Annotated in this window: 13 protein-coding genes; 12 read left to right on the forward strand and 1 reads right to left on the reverse strand. The window is 35.1% G+C overall.

The features are described from left to right. The 8 genes from L866_RS08575 to frr form a co-directional block, all read left to right on the forward strand. A partial coding sequence (locus L866_RS08575) for a Cna B-type domain-containing protein (RefSeq protein ID WP_035446189.1) occupies nucleotides 1-1,066 on the forward strand: 1,066 nt, incomplete at its 5' end. Between the two features lie 256 nt (nucleotides 1,067-1,322). Then, nucleotides 1,323-1,544: a hypothetical protein gene (locus L866_RS0104800; RefSeq protein WP_169729072.1), complete on the forward strand. Its 222-nt coding sequence runs from the start codon at nucleotides 1,323-1,325 to the stop codon at nucleotides 1,542-1,544. Nucleotides 1,545-2,190: 646 nt separating this feature from the next. Beyond that, entirely contained in the window at nucleotides 2,191-3,792 is a 1,602-nt protein-coding gene (locus L866_RS0104805) for a hypothetical protein (protein ID WP_025729680.1), read from the forward strand. 156 nt (nucleotides 3,793-3,948) lie between these two features. Beyond that, nucleotides 3,949-7,182 (forward strand): YhgE/Pip domain-containing protein, encoded by a 3,234-nt coding sequence (locus tag L866_RS0104810; RefSeq protein WP_025729682.1) that lies wholly within the window; start codon nucleotides 3,949-3,951, stop codon nucleotides 7,180-7,182. Nucleotides 7,183-7,369: 187 nt separating this feature from the next. Then, entirely contained in the window at nucleotides 7,370-8,128 is a 759-nt protein-coding gene (rpsB, locus tag L866_RS0104815; protein ID WP_025729683.1) for a 30S ribosomal protein S2, read from the forward strand. Nucleotides 8,129-8,251: 123 nt separating this feature from the next. After that, nucleotides 8,252-9,133: a translation elongation factor Ts gene (tsf, locus tag L866_RS0104820; RefSeq protein WP_025729686.1), complete on the forward strand. Its 882-nt coding sequence runs from the start codon at nucleotides 8,252-8,254 to the stop codon at nucleotides 9,131-9,133. A gap of 90 nt (nucleotides 9,134-9,223) precedes the next feature. Next, complete coding sequence (gene pyrH, locus L866_RS0104825; RefSeq protein ID WP_025729688.1) at nucleotides 9,224-9,943, forward strand: UMP kinase; 720 nt, start codon at nucleotides 9,224-9,226, stop codon at nucleotides 9,941-9,943. A gap of 2 nt (nucleotides 9,944-9,945) precedes the next feature. After that, complete coding sequence (frr, locus tag L866_RS0104830; protein ID WP_025729690.1) at nucleotides 9,946-10,503, forward strand: ribosome recycling factor; 558 nt, start codon at nucleotides 9,946-9,948, stop codon at nucleotides 10,501-10,503. Between the two features lie 67 nt (nucleotides 10,504-10,570). Here frr and L866_RS0104835 read toward each other — a convergent pair whose 3' ends face one another. Further along, nucleotides 10,571-11,752 carry a YSIRK-targeted surface antigen transcriptional regulator gene (locus tag L866_RS0104835; protein WP_025729692.1) on the reverse strand — a complete coding sequence of 394 codons (1,182 nt, stop codon included), beginning with the start codon at nucleotides 11,750-11,752 and terminating at the stop codon, nucleotides 10,571-10,573. A gap of 242 nt (nucleotides 11,753-11,994) precedes the next feature. Between L866_RS0104835 and L866_RS0104840 the strand changes: the two genes are divergently transcribed. The 4 genes from L866_RS0104840 to L866_RS0104855 are packed head-to-tail and all read left to right on the forward strand — an operon-like array spanning nucleotide 11,995 to nucleotide 19,155. Beyond that, complete coding sequence (locus L866_RS0104840; RefSeq protein WP_084030294.1) at nucleotides 11,995-12,717, forward strand: undecaprenyl pyrophosphate synthase; 723 nt, start codon at nucleotides 11,995-11,997, stop codon at nucleotides 12,715-12,717. Beyond that, entirely contained in the window at nucleotides 12,718-13,518 is an 801-nt protein-coding gene (locus tag L866_RS0104845) for a phosphatidate cytidylyltransferase (protein WP_025729696.1), read from the forward strand. It begins immediately after the preceding gene. Between the two features lie 24 nt (nucleotides 13,519-13,542). After that, nucleotides 13,543-14,820 (forward strand): RIP metalloprotease RseP, encoded by a 1,278-nt coding sequence (gene rseP, locus L866_RS0104850; RefSeq protein WP_025729698.1) that lies wholly within the window; start codon nucleotides 13,543-13,545, stop codon nucleotides 14,818-14,820. Between the two features lie 15 nt (nucleotides 14,821-14,835). Beyond that, a complete protein-coding gene (locus L866_RS0104855) occupies nucleotides 14,836-19,155 on the forward strand; it encodes a PolC-type DNA polymerase III (RefSeq protein WP_025729700.1) in 4,320 nt (1,439 codons plus the stop codon). The last annotated feature ends 93 nt before the right edge of the window (nucleotides 19,156-19,248 follow it).

The raw sequence follows: 19,248 nt of genomic DNA on the forward strand, positions 1-19,248 counted from the left end.
ACCAGGTCAATATGAAATGGTTGAAACAATTGCGCCAGAAGGCTACAAAGTAGCGACTAGTATAGCGTTTGAAATCACAGCAAATAAAAAATTAAAAGTGGACAAAAAACACTTGAAAACAGTAGGATCAAACCAAATCATTGTGATGGTCGATGATTATGAAAAAGCACCAACACCTACTCCTGAAACGGTAAGTATTTCAGTTAGAAAAGTTTGGAATACGAATGAAGATATTTCAGGTAAGAGTGCTACAATCGTATTAAACCAAACAGGTGCAAGTCTTGTATTGAGTGCAGCAAATGGTTGGACTGGCTCATTTACTGATTTACCAAAATACAACACAAATGGTGAATTAATTCAGTACACTATTTCAGAACAATTTGTTGAAGGATACACAGCAGCAATTTCAGGTTCAATGAGTGGAGGATATGTTGTCACAAATACAAAAGATGAAACAAATGAACCAACTCCTGAAACAATTAATATTCCAGTACAAAAAGTTTGGTCAGTGAAAGAAGGAGACATTATTCCTCAAAGTATTACTGTAACACTTAGTCCAACAGGGGAAACTCTCGTATTAAGTGCAGCAAACGATTGGAAAGGTCAATTCAATAACCTACCAACAATGAATGAAGCTGGAGAACGTATTACTTACTCTATTAGTGAAGTAGGTGTACCAGGCTATCTAACAGAGATTACTGGTAATATGATGTCAGGATTCACTGTAGTTAATACTTCATTGAAACCAGAAGAACCAAAACAGGAAGAACCAAAACCAGAAGAACCAAAACAAGAAGAACCAAAACAGAAAGAACCAAAACAGGAAGAACCAAAACAGGAAGAACCAAAACCAGAAGAACCAAAACAAGAAGAACCAAAACAGGAAGAACCAAAACAAGAAAAACTAAAACCAGAAGAACCTAAGAAATCAACACCGAAAAAACAACCAACTTTACCTCGTACAGGTGAAGCATCTAATGGATTCTTATACGGTGCCGCAACAGTCTTAGCTGGATTAGGAATTTTTGGAACAGTTGCATTCAAAAAAATGAATGAAAATGAATAATTATTCAAAGTATAGTTTATTCTTTAAATTTTAATGAATGCTTCAATCGAAGCTCAGATAAAACATTTGTTTTATCTGAGCTTTTTTATTTGTTTTTATTTATTTTAAAATATAAAGATATCTTTTAAGATGAATTTAATAAGTAAAGAGGTGTCAAACTATTATTTTTTTGAATGGTGTATAATATAGCGAATAATTGTTATATTATAAAATGAGATGATTTAATTTATAATATTAAAATATTTTTTGAAAGAAAGTGAAGAAGTTGTTTGATAAAAAATTAGATATTTTGATGAGATTACTAGATATTTCAAACACTGAATTAGCACGTGCAATTTTTATTGATCCCTCTTACATTTCAAGATTACGAACAGGAAAAAGAAAATTGCCTAAAAGTAAAAAAACGTTTACGCAATGGCAAACTTCTTTACTAAACAAGCAAGTAAATGTAGAAAAAGAAAAATTTTATCCAATATAATTGAATATGAAGAAAATATCGATTTAAAAAGACAATCACAAGTAATGTATAAGTGGTTAACACATAATAATATGATTAATGATATTATAGAGAATTTTATGGATGAGATCGTCGCTCACAAATTTGAGACAATGTGAATACCTTTTAAAATTGAGGTTCAATCAATTTTTGGATTATTTTATGAAGGGTATTTTAAAAGTCTATATTGTACACGATACATCGAAACAAGTTTATTCAATAGTGTATGTCGTTGACGACATAGTGTTAGTCAATTAATCAACGCTTCATGAGTTGGAGAGTAATCTTTCTATTTTGTTAGTTAATGCGTTCATCATCTATATATTCTTAAATCGAATGAGTCAAAAAAGTGTAAGCCTAAAGTTTTTCTTTAAGTTTATTTGTCACAAAAGTTTACAAGTTATTATGAACAGATTGAAACTTTTCGGTACGTACTACTATGAATATAACTATTTAAATGAAAGTTTTATAATTTAATAAATTATACATTAATCATAATCAAACAAGGTCAGGTGCAGATTCAATATTTTATGTGATTTTTGAGATTATTTTTAAATAACTCTTAATAATTACTCTAAATTAAGATATAGTATATTTGTTAGGAACATGAAAAGGAAGGAGCGGTTGTGTGTTAAAAAGAAATCAACCACCACAAAATAAATATTTAAAATCTCAGTTAGCACTATTTGCTATTTTAGCGTTACTATCAATCGGATTAATAATTTTCTTTAATCCACCGAATCTTAGTGCGTTAGAAGAATTTTATAAAGAAGATCAACCTTATCAAGTTGAAATGGATTTAACTAATATTAGAATAGCTCGATCAGGTTCAGACAATCTGTTAAGTGCTTATCAAGATGCCTTTCCAAGCCAAGTAGCTATAAAAGGTAAAATAAAAGCAACTAATGCAGGAGACTATCAAGCAAATTTCACTTATCCTGCAAATAATAAAAAAGTTTCATTGAATATTGAACGTCAAGGACGTGATATATCAATCAATACAGATGCTTTACTAAAAATGATGCAATCCAATATGAATCAAGACGATTTTCGAACAGCTAAAAAAGAAATTGGCGGAAAAACGTTGAAATTACGAGCATTTAAAGAGCAAGCTGAGAAAATTGAAACAATCCACGGAACCACTCGTTCAAATAGTACAGAACTGGATGGAAAAGTAACGAAGAAAGAAATTGAAAGTTGGGCTAAAAAAGCTGGTAAACAAAACCTTTCTGCTTCAAAAGATGAATTTAATATGACTTTATCAGGCGATATGCTAGCTCAATTAATTACAATGTTGACAAGGGATTCCATGGTCAGTGAACATATTAAAGCGTTTGATGGACAACTTCACGTCAAAAAAAATGAAGCCTATGTGAATGGTGATTTAACAATTGAGTTATACGGATTAGAAATTAAGACGCATCTTGACGGTTCTTTTGTTCCAAAAGGCAAAAAATTAGAAGTAAGCCTACCCAATCAAGAAGCTGATCCGAAAGCTGTTTTATCTAGTTTGTTTGGAGTAACTGAAAGTAAAGGTAAATACACAGATGAAGAGTTTAAAGAACTTGAAAAGTATATTCGATCTGAGCGCGATAAACTATCAGAAGAAGAACGTGAAACATTGTGGAATGAACTAGATAAAGAGTTAATGACTGATAAACAATTAGCCATCATAAAAAAATTATTGAATGAAGAAATTAAGACAGATGAAACAGATAGAACAGATGGAACAGATGATAATCTTGAAGAACAAGTAAATCGTTTGAGAGAATTTGAACGAAATATTGAACAAAATATTGAAAGACCAATTATTCGCCGGTTGCCTTCACCACGAAATACAACCCCTCGATTAAACGAGAATAAAAATAAAGAAGAAAAAAATAAAACTAAAAGCGAAAAAAATAAAGAAGACAAAACGAAAGCTAAAGAAGACAAGTCAAAAGAGAATAAACCAAAAGAGGATAAAGGAAAAGCAGATAAGCCAAAAGGGAATGATGATAAAGCAAAAGGAATAGATGGTAAAGAAAAACCAGCTGATTCAGAAAGTAATCAATCGGGAAATACATCTGAAAAAGAAAAACAAGATATAAACAATAATAATAATGCTGAGTCAACCCCTAATCAAGGAGAGATCAATCAGGCTCCAAATCAAGGTGAATCTAAAAAAGAGGAAATCCCAACTAATCAGTCGTCCCAGTCAAATAACAAAGAAGAAAAAGAATCAAAATAATATATAATGTATAAAAAGGTTAAGCGAGAGAAATGCTTAACCTTTTTTATTATACAAAATTTAAAAATTGTCTATCGCGTTAAGATAAAATTTTTCATATAATATGTTTTATGACAAAATATGATGAATAGAATAATAGAAGAAGGAGTGATATACATGATTCAAGCAGAATGGAAAAAAATTAGTTCAAAACCCATGCTAGCAGTCATTGTGATTGTTTTGATGATAATTCCTACCTTATATAATGTAATTTTTTTAAGGTCCATGTGGGATCCGTATGGGTCATTAGACCAATTACCAGTTGCCATTGTGAATCAAGATCAAGCAGTTACTTATCGAGATAAAAAAATAGATATAGGGAACCAATTTGTTAAGGAATTGGAGAAAAATCAGTCATTAGACTTTCGAATAGTAGATCAATCACAAGCACGAGAAGGATTAGATCGTGGTGAATATTATGCTATTGTTACAATTCCTTCAAATTTTTCAAATGAAGCCACTTCAGTTTTTGAAAATCAGCCACGTCCAATGCAATTAGCGTATGAGACATCGCAAGGGCATAATTATACCGCATCTAAAATGTCTAAATCGGCTATCGCACAAATGGATACAAAGCTTTCGAAGCAAATGAGTGAAATGTATTTCAAAACATTATTAGATGTGATTAATCAATCAACTGATGGGATGAAAAAATTTGAAGAAGGAACTGAGCAACTTGCATTAGGAGCAACCAAACTATCGAACGGACAAATCACATTAAATACACATTTGAGTGAATTAAATCAAGGTGCTAATCAATTAGTAAATGGGACGAAACGATTAACAACCGGTGTCCAATCCTATACAGAAGGAGTGAATCAATTAGCAACCGGTCAACAAACGTTTCATTCACATTTGAGTGAAATAGGTGGTGGAGTGAATCGCCTATCCATTGGAGCAGATCAATTAGTATCAGGGGTTCAAGCTTATACAAGTGGAGTGAATCAACTTGCAAGTGGTCAAAAAGACTTAACTGCTGGAATTAATCAGTTCAATCAAAAAATGCCCAATTTAGTAAATGGTTTGAATGATTTATCTAAAGGAAGTGAAACCTTCCAATCAAAATTGACTCAATATGTACAAGGCGTCGATCGTCTATCGTTAGGATTAATTGATTTTAATCAACATTTTTCCACATTGACAAAACAGTGGCCCATTATGAACCAAGGCTTGTTTGCTCTAGCTGATGGTGCAAATACGCTAAATGAAGGAATTGGTCAATACACTCAAGCGGTTGGACAGTTGAGTGAAGGGTCGACTCAGTTATATCAAGGAGTAAATCAATTAAATCAGCAAGTTCAATCGTTGCCACAACAAGCGATTCAATTAAATGAAGGTGTTTCTCAAATGATTCAAAAAATTGAATCAGATCATCTAACACAAACACAACAACAACAATTATTTGCTTACATTAATGGTGTATCGACCTATATCGACTCGATTGATCAATGGCTGAAACAAATGGATAAACAGCAAGTCAATCCGAACCAAATAGCGACGATGTTACAAGGAGTAATGATGCCGTTAGTTCATTTGAATCAATCATTACAAACGACTCAAGCTAGCGTGACGCAATTACAAGCAAATATTGAAGTAGCACATAGAAATGATCAGCAAAATGCCGCACAAGCAGTTGTACAGTCGCTTGAAGCAAGTGGTGTATCATTGACCGCTAATCAAATCGTTTTAGTTCAGCAAGCGATTAATAGTAATAATCAAGTTGAACAGGTTATGAATCGAGCCAATTCACTTAATGATTTATCGACTCAATTAAACCAAGCTCAAACAGGATTAAATCAATTAATCACTCAATTAAAACAAATGAGTGGCTCTTCAACCGGCCAATTGAATCAGTTGAAACAAGCGACTAGTCAACTTGTTCAATCGAAACAAGTGGCAACAAGTGGATTGAATCGAGTGATTAATGGCACTGTTCAAATACAAAATCAATTATTGCCAGCATTGAAACAAGTGCAACAAGGAACCGCACAATTACAACAGGTAGCACCAGTCTTAGTTCAAACAATTGGCCAAATTGATAAAGGTAGCCAAAACGTTGCAAATGGAATGAGTCAATTAAATAATCAATCATCTGCATTAAATAGCGGAGGATTAAAACTAACCAATGGATTCAAGCAGACTAAAGATAAATTACCACAATTAACAGAAGGACTTCTTCGCTTACAACAAGGAAGTGACCAATTATTAAAAGGTGGAAACGAATTACAACAAAATAGCGCACGCTTACTTGGAGGGGCTAATCAGTTAGTACAAGGTGTGAATCAAATAGCACAACAAGGACCAACGATTCAAATCGGTGTGATGAAATTAAAAGAAGGAAGTACTCAATTAAGTCAGGGCAGTCAACAATTGCAACTAAATTCTTCGACGCTCACAAATGGGACTAATCAATTAGCACAAGGTATTAGTCAAATGAATGAAGGAGTACCTAAACTGATAGAAGGATCAAATCAATTAGTAAACGGTAGCAAACAACTTCAATCGAATAGTCCACAATTAGTGAACGGTACGACACAATTAGCAGAAGGAACGAATCGTTTGGGTCAAGGTGTTCCTCAATTATTAGAAGGTTCAAACCAGTTAGTAGCAGGCGCTCAAACACTTGAACGTGGAACAACGCTATTACATAATAAATTGAAAGAAGCTAGCGAACAATTAGCCTTAGTTCCAAATACGACTAATGCCCAACCAATGGCACAACCGATCCAAATGAAACATACGGATAAAGATCACGTGGAAAATAATGGAATGGCGATGGCACCATATATGTTATCTGTTGCTTTATTTATTGGTGCACTAACAACTAATATGCTTTATAACGCAAAAACCTCAGCGAAAAAACAGCCCAATGCATGGCAATGGTGGTTAAGTAAAATGAGCGTATTAATGCTAATTGCGGTTGGACAAGCAACCATTGTCTATATCGCATTGACACAATTCAGTGATTTTACACCTGTTTTAACAACTCAGACATGGCTGTTCTTAATTCTTGAAGCAATGACCTTTATGTCAATAGTGACCGTCTTTGATTTATACTTTGGAAAGATTGGGGACTTCTTAATGCTCGTCTTTCTAATTGTTCAATTAGCCGGGTCAGGTGGTACTTATCCAATTGAGTTATCTCGACCATTTTATCAAGCTATCCATCCATTCTTACCGATGACGCATGGGATACGAGCGTTAAGACATACGTTATCGATTGGAGGATCGATTCAAACAGAAGTATCTATTTTCATAACAATTGGATTAATCAGTCAATTGTTACTTGCTTTATACTACAAAAGAAGAACACAACAAGAACAGATTATTGATAGTGTCCCAGTTAAATAAAATGAAAGATTAAACCGATTCATTTATAGCAAGCAAACTCTTGCAATTATTAAATGAATCGGTTAATATAGTTGATGGTGTTAAAACCAAAAATTCACACCTATCGGCTAGCGCTTGGTGCCAAACGGTTAGCGCTTTAACCCAGCGGATGGGGCGGAATAAAACCAAAAAAATGGAGGAATAAAAAATGGCAGTTATTTCAATGAAACAACTATTAGAAGCAGGGGTTCATTTCGGACACCAAACACGTCGTTGGAACCCAAAAATGAAACGTTACATCTTTACAGAACGTAACGGTATCTACATTATCGATTTACAACAAACAGTTAAGTTAGCACAAGATGCATACAACTTCATGCGTGATATCGCAGCTGAAGGTGGACATGTATTATTTGTTGGTACAAAGAAACAAGCACAAGATGCTATCGAAGAAGAAGCAAAACGTGCAGGTCAATACTTTGTAAGTCACCGTTGGTTAGGTGGAACTTTAACTAACTGGAAAACAATCCAAAACAGTATCCGTCGTCTAAAAGACATTAACCGTATGGAAGAAGACGGAACATTTGATGTATTACCTAAAAAAGAAGTTGGTTTATTAATTAAAGAACGCGAACGTTTAGAACGTTTTTTAGGTGGAATCAAAGATATGCCTGGTTTACCAGCAGCATTGTTTGTAGTTGACCCACGTAAAGAACAAATCGCTATTCAAGAAGCGCGTAAATTAAATATTCCAATCATCGCTATGGTTGATACAAACTGTGATCCAGATGAAATCGATGTAGTTATTCCTTCAAACGATGACGCAATCCGCGCTGTAAAATTAATTACAGGTGCAATGGCAGATGCAATCATCGAAGGTCGCGAAGGTGCTGGAGCTGCTGAAGAAGAAGCAACAGACAAATCTTTAGAAGAAATTGTTAAAGTAGTCGAAGGCGACAACGAATAAAATGGATGCCAGTCGTCTCTTAAATGAGGCGACTTTTTTTAAATATGAATCGAAAGCTTTAATTGCTTTAAATAAGAAAAACAGTTAAAATAATGATGTGAACAAATTATAGGAGGAAAACAAATGACTAAAATTTCTGCAAAATTAGTAAAAGAATTAAGAGATATGACTGGCGTTGGAATGATGGACGCTAAAAAAGCTTTAGTTGCTGTTGAAGGCGATATGGATAAAGCTGTTGACTACTTACGTGAAAACGGAATGGCTAAAGCAGCTAAGAAAAGTGATCGTATCGCCGCTGAAGGTGTTACACACATTATTGAATCAGGCAACAAAGCAGCAATCGTTGAAGTGAATGCTGAAACAGACTTCGTTGCTAAAAACGATCAATTCCAAGCGTTAGTAAAAGAAATTGCTCAATTAATTCTTGAAAATGAACCAGCAACTCTTGAAGATGCATTAAAAATCGAAAGCGATGGTTCAACTATTGAAGATAAAATTGCAGAAGCAACAACTGTAATTGGAGAAAAAATTTCATTACGTCGTTTCGAAGTGATTTCTAAAGAAGAAAGCCAAAACTTCGGTTTATACAGCCATATGGGCGGACGTATCTCAGTTATTACATTAATTGAAGGTGCTGACGAACAAACAGCTCGTGACGTATCAATGCATACTGCAGCGATTAACCCTCGTTACGTAGACCGTAAAGACGTTGAACCAGCTGAATTAGAGCATGAAAAACAAGTATTAACAGAACAAGCTTTAAACGAAGGCAAACCTGCAAATATTGTAGAAAAAATGATTAAAGGTCGTTTAGACAAATTCTTAGCTGAAATTTCATTAAATGATCAACCATTTGTTAAAGATCCTGATATGACTGTAAGCAAATTTGTAGCGTCTAAAAATGGTGAAATCTTATCATTCGTACGTTACGAAGTTGGTGAAGGTATCGAGAAACGTGAAGAAAACTTCGCTGAAGAAGTTATGAACCAAATGAAACAAAACTAATCATCAACTCGAGTAAATTTAAAAGAGATAATCAGTAAATGGTTATCTCTTTTTTAACAACAATTACTATAGAAAGCGTAGGGTGACAGCATGACACCAAAATTCAATCGAATTATTTTAAAATTAAGTGGAGAGGCATTAGCCGGAGAAAAAGGCTTTGGAATCGATCCTGAAATTGTTAAAGTCATGGCAGAAGAAGTTAAAGCCGTTCATGATTTAGGGGTTGAAGTGGCCATTATTGTCGGTGGAGGTAATATTTGGCGCGGTGTAACCGGTGAGAAAATGGGGATGGAACGAGCTCAAGCAGATTACATGGGAATGTTAGCTACTGTTATGAATGCTCTAGGCCTTCAAGATACGTTAGAAAATGTTGGGGTTCCAACACGCGTTCAAACGTCTATTGAAATGCGTCAAATTGCAGAACCATACATTCGTCGTCGGGCTATTCGTCACTTAGAAAAAGGACGTGTCGTTATTTTTGCTGGTGGAACAGGTAACCCTTACTTCTCAACGGATACAACGGCTGCTTTACGCGCTGCTGAAATAAATGCAGAAGTCATTTTAATGGCTAAAAATAATGTCGATGGGGTTTACAATCGCGATCCACGAGAAGATGATACAGCAACAATGTATAATGAGCTAACTCATTTAGAAATTATTAGTAAAGGTTTACAAGTAATGGATTCTACAGCAAGTTCATTATCAATGGACAATAATATTCCGTTAGTTGTGTTTAACTTGAATCGTCCAGGGAACATTAAACGCGTTGTCCTAGGCGAAAATATTGGAACAAAAGTTAGGGGGAAATAATTATGGCGAATACAATTATTAAAACAGCAAAAGAACGTATGGAAAAATCACACGAATCTTTCCAAAGAGAATTAGGACAGCTTCGAGCAGGACGTGCAAACTCAAGTGTATTAGATCGTATTACCGTAGATTATTATGGTGTAGCAACTCCTGTTAATCAAGTGGCTTCAATTTCTGTACCAGAAGCACGTATGTTATTAATTTCTCCATACGATCCAAGCTCTTTAAAAGATATTGAAAAAGCAATCTTACAAAGTAATTTAGGTATTAATCCAAACAGTGATGGTGAAGTAATTCGTTTAGTCTTCCCAGCACTAACTGAAGAACGTCGTAAAGAATTAGCGAAAGAAGTAGGAAACTACGAAGAAAAAGCTAAAATTGCAGTTCGTTCAATTCGTCGTGATGCAATTGATGAAGCGAAAAAAGCTGAAAAAGCAAAAGAATTAACAGAAGATGATTTACATCAAATGGAAAAAGACATTCAAGATGTAACTAACGAATTTGTTAAGAAAATCGAAAAAACAGCACGTGAAAAAGAAACAGAATTATTAAATGACTAATTTATTAATAAACACATAAAAGACAAGCTTAATGAATTAAGCTTGTCTTTTTGTTATTGACTTTGATTTATTTATGTTCGATTTGATAACGTTTAGGTGTTGAACCAACAATTTGTTTGAAACTCTTAGTGAAGTGAGACGTATCAAAGAATCCTAACGACTTAGCCACTTCAGCAACAGATTTACGCGATGTTAATAATTTCTTCGCTAATTCAATTTTACGTTGAATAATAAAGTCTTTTACTTTCCAATTGGTTTCATTCATAAAGTTAGTTCTTAAATTAGACTCACTAATAGCAAAATGGTCCGCAATATCTTTTACCTTTAATGGTTGATATAAATTATTTTCAATATAATGAATAATTTGATTTGTTAAAGCAGAATAATTGTTTGCTTTTAATTCACTAACTTGTTTTGTGAAGAATAGAGCTGCATCAATACGTGCCTTAATAATATGTTCTAATGAGTTTACTTGATCCATTTCCACAATCATTTCGTTACGTGATAAATGGGCATGAATCGGATCCACTCCTGCAGAAATAGCCGCTTGCATCACTTTTTCAAAGAGTAAAATAGAGTAATACTTTTCGTTAATAAATGTATCTTCATTTAATAAAGCAAAGTATGGTCGATACGTTTTAGTTGTTAATTGATTAATACCAGTCACATCGCCGGCGCTCACCATTTTTAGTAAATCGCGTTCTAAACGAATCGAATCAGATAAGTCATGAATGTCATCTTGATCTAAGTTAATTTTGATTTCTTCAATCGACAAGTCTAAATCGAGCAATCGTTCGTTATATGAATGGAAGAAGAAAGATTTATCTTCTCGCGTTAAGCAGTAATGTAAATGTTGAACGACTGCGTGTAAATCATATAAAGATACTAAAGGAATTAATTTTAATTGTTGCATTAAAATATCGCGATGTTGAGCTTGGAAGTCGTTAATTTCCATCACTGTTTTTAATGACGAATCATTAATAATGGTCGTCGTAAACGGACCGAATATAATATATTCTGATTCTATCGGATAAATAAAATATGACTCATTTAAAGCGCCAGTTACAAATTTTAGTTCGTCCAATTGATTGGTATCAAGCTTTGGTCTTAGATGTTTTGAAAAGTCATAAGTTACCCAAGAAAATGAATTGGATTGAAATGATTTAATTAAGTGAAAGTTCTCATCCATCCACATAATATTTAATCCGGATAAAGTATGAATCGATTGTAAAATTTTTAATGTTTCCAATTTATTCTCCCCTAATCGTGTTTTAAGATTTTTTTTACTATAAAAATAATTTCTCTTTTTACTATAATACATATAACTGGTTCATCATTCAAGTATTATGTAATTGTAAATTGTAAAAAATAAGATGTACTCATTGTTTTTAGGAGGACAAAAAGTTTAAAATATTATTGTGTCTACAACTTTTAAAGAATGATTATGTTACAATATAATGAGTTATTAGATCGGTTAAGAAAGGATTCGTTATGTCAAAACATACTAAAAAGATGCCCGATCACATTGCTATTATTATGGATGGTAATGGTCGCTGGGCGAATAAGCGTTTCTTACCTCGTGTCGCAGGACATAAGGAAGGATTGAATGCTGTTGAACGGACGGTTCAAACAGCAAGTGCTATAGGGATAAAAGTATTGACTCTCTATGCTTTTTCAACAGAAAATTGGTCTCGGCCTTCAGATGAAGTTCACTTTTTAATGAAGTTACCAATTGATTTTTTTAATCGTTTTGTTCCGCAACTAATTGAACAAAACGTACGAGTCGTAACAATCGGAACCATTGAAGACTTGCCTCAAGCAACACAAAATAGTGTGAATCGAGCGGTGGAATTAACAAAAGAGTGTACAGGTATGACATTATGCTTTGCCTTAAATTATGGGGCGCAAGATGATTTATTGCGCGCGTTTCAAACAATTCAGTCTAAAGAATTATCAGAACCAATTACAAAAGAAACGATTGCAGCGCATTTATCGACGCATGTATTAGCACCGTTTCAAGCACCCGATTTGTTAATCAGAACGAGTGGTGAAATTCGTTTAAGTAACTTTTTATTATGGGAATCAGCATACAGTGAGCTCTATTTTATTGAAAAAGCTTGGCCTGATTTTACAGGAGATGATTTAAAACAAGCCATCAATCATTATATGCATCGTGAGCGACGCTACGGTGGTTTATTTAAAGGAGGAAAATAATTGAAAGTACGTGTTATTTCTGCGTTAATTGCATTATTAATATTTATTCCAACATTAATGGCAGGTGGTCATTACTTAGCGCTCATGATGATGGTTTTAAGTGCAATTGCTATGCGTGAGTTAATTACGATGAGTAAGAATTCATGGTTAACTATTGAAGGTTGGATTGCGATGATAGCCACTGTAATATTAGTGGGGGGCGACTATTGGGTCAGTCAAATGAACTTAATTCCAGGGGTTAAAATAATCGATATGTTGTATATTGCAGCAATCTTATTACTATCGTTAACTGTGTTTAATCATCACCGATTTCATTTTAATGAAGCGGCCATTTATATTTTGGGTGCTTTATATATTGGAACAGGATTTAATAGTGTCTTAATGTTAAGAGCCATAAATTTTCAAACGATTCTTGGCTTATTTATTATTATTTGGTCGACTGATTCCTTTGCGTATTTAGTTGGTCGTCAATTTGGTCGACACAAATTAGCTCCTCATGTCTCTCCTAACAAGACTATTGAAGGCTCAGTAGGTGGAACAATTATCGCAGTTGCTTTATTTACACTATTCAATCATTTTTATCCCGTTCTTCCTTTTAGCTTACCAATTGTCATGATGGGTGCATTCTTTATATCGATTGCATCTCAATTAGGCGATTTAGTAGAGTCGAGTTATAAACGTTATTACGACGTTAAAGATTCTGGTCAATTTTTACCAGGACATGGTGGTGTATTAGACCGTTTTGATTCCTTTTTATTTGCAAGTGTCATCATGCGTTTTATACTATCATTTGTTTTATAAACGAAAGGGGTTTAATAATTTAATATGCAAACAGCTATAGTATTTTTATTTATTTTCATTACGATTGTGTGTATTCACGAATTTGGCCATTTTATCGTAGCAAAATGGGCAGGGGTCATGGTCCGAGAGTTTTCTATCGGTATGGGCCCTAAAATTATTCAGAAAAAATGGGGAGAAACCATTTATACGTTAAGATTACTTCCACTAGGCGGGTATGTTCAGTTAGCGGGTGATGAAGAAAGCGAAGAGTTATTAGTTCGAGGACAACATGTTTTTCTAGAGTATGGGCCTCATCCCGATGATGCGACAAAACAATGGGTAACTAGTGTTGCTTTGTCTGAAGATACTGAAGTTGCACGAGAACCATTTGTTGTGCATTCATTCGATTTAGAATACGATTTAACATTAACCGGTGTGACACCAGGGGAACTAGAAGAAAAAACAGTGCTATTGAAACGGACATTTGAATTAATCGACGAAAATGGCTCCATTCAATTAAATGCACCAGCTGAACGACAGATGGATGCGATTAGCCCTTGGAAACGATTTTTAGTTCATGCTGCAGGACCAATTAGTAACTTTATTTTAAGTTTCATTGTATTTATCATGATTGCATTCATGGGGAATGTAGTAACGATGAATACGCCAGAAGTAGGTGCAGTTCTTCCAAATAGTCCGGCTGAAATGGCTGGCTTACAAGCGGGAGATGCGATTCAAACAATTAATGGCAAATCCGTTCAAACGTGGTATGACATGGTTGAGCAAATTCAAGTAAATAAGGATGAAAAAGTAGAAGTAGCGATTAAACGTGGAAAAAAAGAAATGAATGTCTTTTTAACACCTAAAAAAGAAGTCATTAATGAAAAAGAGTCCATGTACTATATCGGTATTAAACCGCAACTCGATCAATCATTATCAGGTAAATTAAAATTCGGTTGGAACCAATCAATTTTTATCGTTAAAGGTATGGGTCAAGTCTTTAAAGGCTTTTTAAGCAAAGGGGTTAAAGTGGATGACTTTGGAGGACCAGTTGCAATGTTCGCCATGACAAAAGAAGTTAGTGGTTATGGCCTTCTTAGCATATTGAACTTTATGGCGGTCATTAGTATTAACTTAGGTGTGATGAATTTATTACCTATTCCAGCCTTAGATGGCGGAAGAATGGTGATTGATGCCATTGAAGGTATTATGGGACGCTCATTACCGAAAGAGAAAGTATATTATGTAACGATGGTTAGTGTGATATTATTAATCGGTTTAATGGTTCTCATTACTTGGAATGATATTATGCGTTATTTATAGAAAGGGGTGAATGATTTGGAAGGCATTGAATTATTTACACACTTGGCTGATCAAATCAATTTATCTCAGCATCTGCGTCAAGAGTGGTTTAACAACGCTTCAGTGAATCGTGTGATTGTGTACGAAGAAGAAGGAACGTGGGAGTTTCGAATTGGATTACATACGTTTATACCAAGTAGTGTCTATATGGAATTTATCGATGCGATGAAGCAGTCGTTCCCGATGGTAGCGCAAATTGAAGTGCAAATCGAATATGGAAACGATCAAGTGATTGATGAAGCGTTAATTCATGATTATTGGCCTTTAGTCGTGCGATATAGCGAATTGGAATCGCCTTTTTTAAGACACATTTTAGCTAAACACGTCCCTGCCTATGTTGACGGACAATTAATGATAAAATGTGGATCACTCGTTGAACAAGAACAGATTTCTAAACGTTATGTCGATCAAATTCGTTCAATTTTTAACCGAATGGGATTTCCACGCTTTTCGATTATGAGCGAAACATCGGATGAAAAGAACGAAGCATCTGAACGAGCGTTTAAAGAGCATCAAGACAAATTGGAAAAAGAACGAATCGAACGTGCGCAACAAGTCATTCAAGAACAAAAAGAACAACCAGTAAAAAAAGCCAAGAAGTCAAATGGCACTAAGAATATGACTCATTTAGTCATTGGGAGAGAAGTTCCAGACAACCAAGTGATGCAAATGAGTGGAATCGAAGAAGAACTGCCCAATGTGGTCGTTCAAGGGTATATTTTTGATACAGAAATTCGCACGTTTAAAACGGGTCGAAAATTGCTCAGTTTTAAGATGACGGACTATACGTCTTCTGTAGCAGTCAAAATGTTCCAAGGACGAGAATCTGATGCTGAATTATTTGATTTAGTCAAAAAAGGTATGTGGGTACGTGTTTTTGGGAAAGTGCAGTTTGATACATTTGACAATGATCTCGTCTTAATGGCACAAGCAGTTAGCGAATTCAACCATCCGAAACGTATGGATACTTACGAAGGGGATAAACGAATTGAATTTCACTTGCACTCTAACATGTCTCAAATGGATGCAACGAATAGCATATCAGACTATGTGAAACAAGCAGCTGAATGGGGACATCCGGCGATTGCTATTACCGATCACGGAAATCTTCAAGCTTATCCTGAAGCACACGCCGCTAGTCAAAAGCATCAAATTAAAATGATATATGGTGTGGAAGCAAACATTGTTGATGACGGCGTGCCAATTGCTTTTAACGAACGCGAGCAAAACCTAGATGAAGCCACTTATGTCGTTTTTGACGTGGAAACAACGGGTTTATCAAGTGTTTACGATCGTATTATCGAGTTATCTGCCGTTAAAATGGAAAAAGGAAATATTATTGCAGAATTCGAACGTTTCATCAATCCTCATCAGAAATTAAGTGATTTAATTATTGAATTAACAAGTATTACCGATGAAATGTTGAAAGATGCACCAGATGAAAAAGAAGTTATTGATGAATTTCGTGAATTTTCAAAAGGGTCGATTTTGGTAGCCCATAACGCTCAATTCGATATGGGATTCATTAATACCGCCTATAAACGACATGGATATGCTGAATCAAGTGATCCTGTCATTGATACATTAGAACTATCACGATACTTACATCCAGAGTTTCGTTCGCATCGGTTAAATACATTGGCGAAACGTTATGATGTAGTGTTAGAACAGCATCACCGGGCGATTTTTGACTCGATTACGACAGCTCGTTTGGCATGGCTCTTTATTAAAGAAGCAGAAAGTGAAAAGGGAATCACCCATCACCACCAATTAAATAAGGATTTAGGGAAAGGTGATGCTTATAAACAAGCACGGCCATCACATGCAACGATTTATGCTAAAAACAATGCCGGCTTGAAAGATTTATTCAAACTCGTTTCAGAGTCTAACGTCAATTATTTTTATCGTGTTCCACGTATTCCTCGAACGTTACTCAATAAATATCGTGAAAACTTATTAGTTGGGTCATCATGTAACAATGGTGAAATATTTGAAGCCCTCATGCAAAAAGGTTATGAAGCAGCTGAAAAGCATGTCGACTTCTATGATTTTCTTGAAATTATGCCCAAACCAATTTTTGAACCGTTAATGAAACGCGAAATCATTAAGGATGAAGCGACTTTAGAAGCGATTATGAAGCAGTTGTTACGTCTTGGAAAAGAACATAATAAATTGGTCGTAGCGACAGGTAACGTCCACTATTTGAATCCAGAAGATCATATTTATCGTGAAATCTTAATGAGTTCATTGAAAAGCCAGTTTATTAAGCCAGGCGAATATCCATCTGTTCATTTTCGAACAACCGATGAAATGCTTGAACTGTTTAGTTTTCTAGGTGAAGACGTAGCGCATCAATTAGTAGTTGAAAATGCGCACCAATTAGCCGATCAGTTTGAAGAAGTTATTCCAATTAAAGATAAACTATATACGCCAACCATCGAAGGTTCGGAAGAAGAAATTACACAAATGACTTATGAGCGTGCGCGACAATGGTATGGCGATCCTTTACCAGAAATTGTGGAAGAGCGAATCAAAAAAGAATTAAAAAGTATTATTGGCAATGGATTTGCCGTTATTTATTTAATTAGTCAAAAACTCGTATTGAAATCAAATGAAGATGGCTACTTAGTTGGTTCACGGGGATCAGTAGGGTCTAGTTTCGTTGCTACGTTAACAGGGATTACAGAAGTTAATCCACTAGCACCGCATTACCGTTGTCCTTCGTGTCAATATACCGAATTTTTTACAAACGGTGAATACGGATCCGGCTTTGACTTACCTGAAAAAGCGTGTCCACACTGCCAAGCTCCTTTACATCGTGATGGTCATGATATTCCATTTGAAACGTTCTTAGGATTTTATGGGGATAAAGTTCCCGATATCGATTTGAACTTCTCTGGAGATTATCAAGCACGTGCTCACAATTATACGAAAGTATTGTTTGGGGAAGATAAAGTCTTCCGAGCAGGAACGATTGGAACAGTTGCGGATAAAACAGCTTATGGCTTTGTTAAAGGATATCAGCGTGATTTTAATTTAGATTGGCGCAAAGCAGAAGTTGATCGTTTAGTTCAAGGTGCAACAGGCGTGAAACGGTCAACCGGTCAGCATCCGGGTGGGATTATTGTTATTCCAGATAATATGGATGTTTATGATTTTACACCAATCCAGTATCCAGCTGATGATGTGAACTCCGAATGGTTAACAACCCACTTTGACTTCCATTCAATTCACGATAATGTGTTGAAACTTGATATTTTAGGACACGATGATCCGACGATGATTCGGACGTTACAAGATTTAACGGGCATTGATCCAATTAATATTCCACCTAATGACCCAGCTGTAATGAGTTTATTTAGTTCTCCTGAAGCATTAGGTGTGACGCCTGAACAAATTGGTAGTCAGACAGGAACATTAGGTGTTCCAGAATTTGGTACATATTTTGTACGTGGCATGTTAGAACAAACGAAGCCAACGACATTTGCGGAACTACTTCAAATTTCTGGACTATCTCACGGAACGGATGTGTACTTAGGTAATGCCGAGGAACTCATTCGAGAAAAAGGGGTCCCACTAGCCGAAGTGATTGGTTGTCGGGATGACATTATGGTGTATTTGATGCATAAAGGTGTAAAAGACGGACAAGCGTTCAAAATCATGGAAGGCGTTCGTAAAGGAAAAGGGATTCAGGAAGAAGACCAAGCCGAAATGCGTCGAAACAATGTACCTGAATGGTATATTCAATCTTGTTTAAAAATTAAATACATGTTCCCGAAAGCGCATGCTGCGGCTTATGTGTTAATGGCATTACGTGTGGCTTATTTCAAAGTTCATTATCCGATTCAGTATTACTGTGCCTATTTCTCAGTTCGTGCTAGTGATTTTGACTTATCTAGCATGGTGAAAGGCAAAGACGCCATTAAACGGGCCATTAAAGAAATTAAAGAAAAAGGTAATGAAGCCAGTGGGAAAGAAAAGAACTTAGTTGTTATTCTTGAAATAGCGAATGAGATGGTTGAGCGTGGATTTGAGTTTAAGATGGTTGACTTAGATAAAAGTCAAGCGCATGATTGGTTAATTGAAGGTAATGCACTCATTGCACCATTTCGGGCGGTTCCAGGACTAGGTGAGAACGTTGCGAATAAGATTATCGAATCGCGTCAAGAACGGCCTTTCTTATCCAAAAAAGACTTAGCAAACCGCGGAAAAGTTTCCAAAACTATTATCGATTATTTAACAGAACATCAAGTCATTGATCATATGGATGATGAAAACCAAATTAGTTTATTCTAATAAAGAATCATCAGCCTACTTAAATCAAGCTTTTGAAAGAATACATTGGAATAAGTTTGAAATCAAGACGATTTAAGTGTATAATAAAGATAG

The sequence above is a fragment of the Atopobacter phocae ATCC BAA-285 genome (genome assembly GCF_000526675.1).
In the GTDB taxonomy this organism is placed as follows: Bacteria; Bacillota; Bacilli; order Lactobacillales; family Aerococcaceae; genus Atopobacter; species Atopobacter phocae.

Excerpts from the sequence above, each read along its gene's own strand:
- tsf (WP_025729686.1), top strand. The coding sequence starts at position 8,252 with ATGACTAAAATTTCTGCAAAATTAGTAAAAGAATTAAGAGATATGACT.
- rpsB (WP_025729683.1), top strand. The coding sequence starts at position 7,370 with ATGGCAGTTATTTCAATGAAACAACTATTAGAAGCAGGGGTTCATTTC.
- L866_RS0104810 (WP_025729682.1), top strand. The coding sequence starts at position 3,949 with ATGATTCAAGCAGAATGGAAAAAAATTAGTTCAAAACCCATGCTAGCA.
- L866_RS0104840 (WP_084030294.1), top strand. The coding sequence starts at position 11,995 with ATGTCAAAACATACTAAAAAGATGCCCGATCACATTGCTATTATTATG.
- pyrH (WP_025729688.1), top strand. The coding sequence starts at position 9,224 with ATGACACCAAAATTCAATCGAATTATTTTAAAATTAAGTGGAGAGGCA.
- frr (WP_025729690.1), top strand. The coding sequence starts at position 9,946 with ATGGCGAATACAATTATTAAAACAGCAAAAGAACGTATGGAAAAATCA.
- rseP (WP_025729698.1), top strand. The coding sequence starts at position 13,543 with ATGCAAACAGCTATAGTATTTTTATTTATTTTCATTACGATTGTGTGT.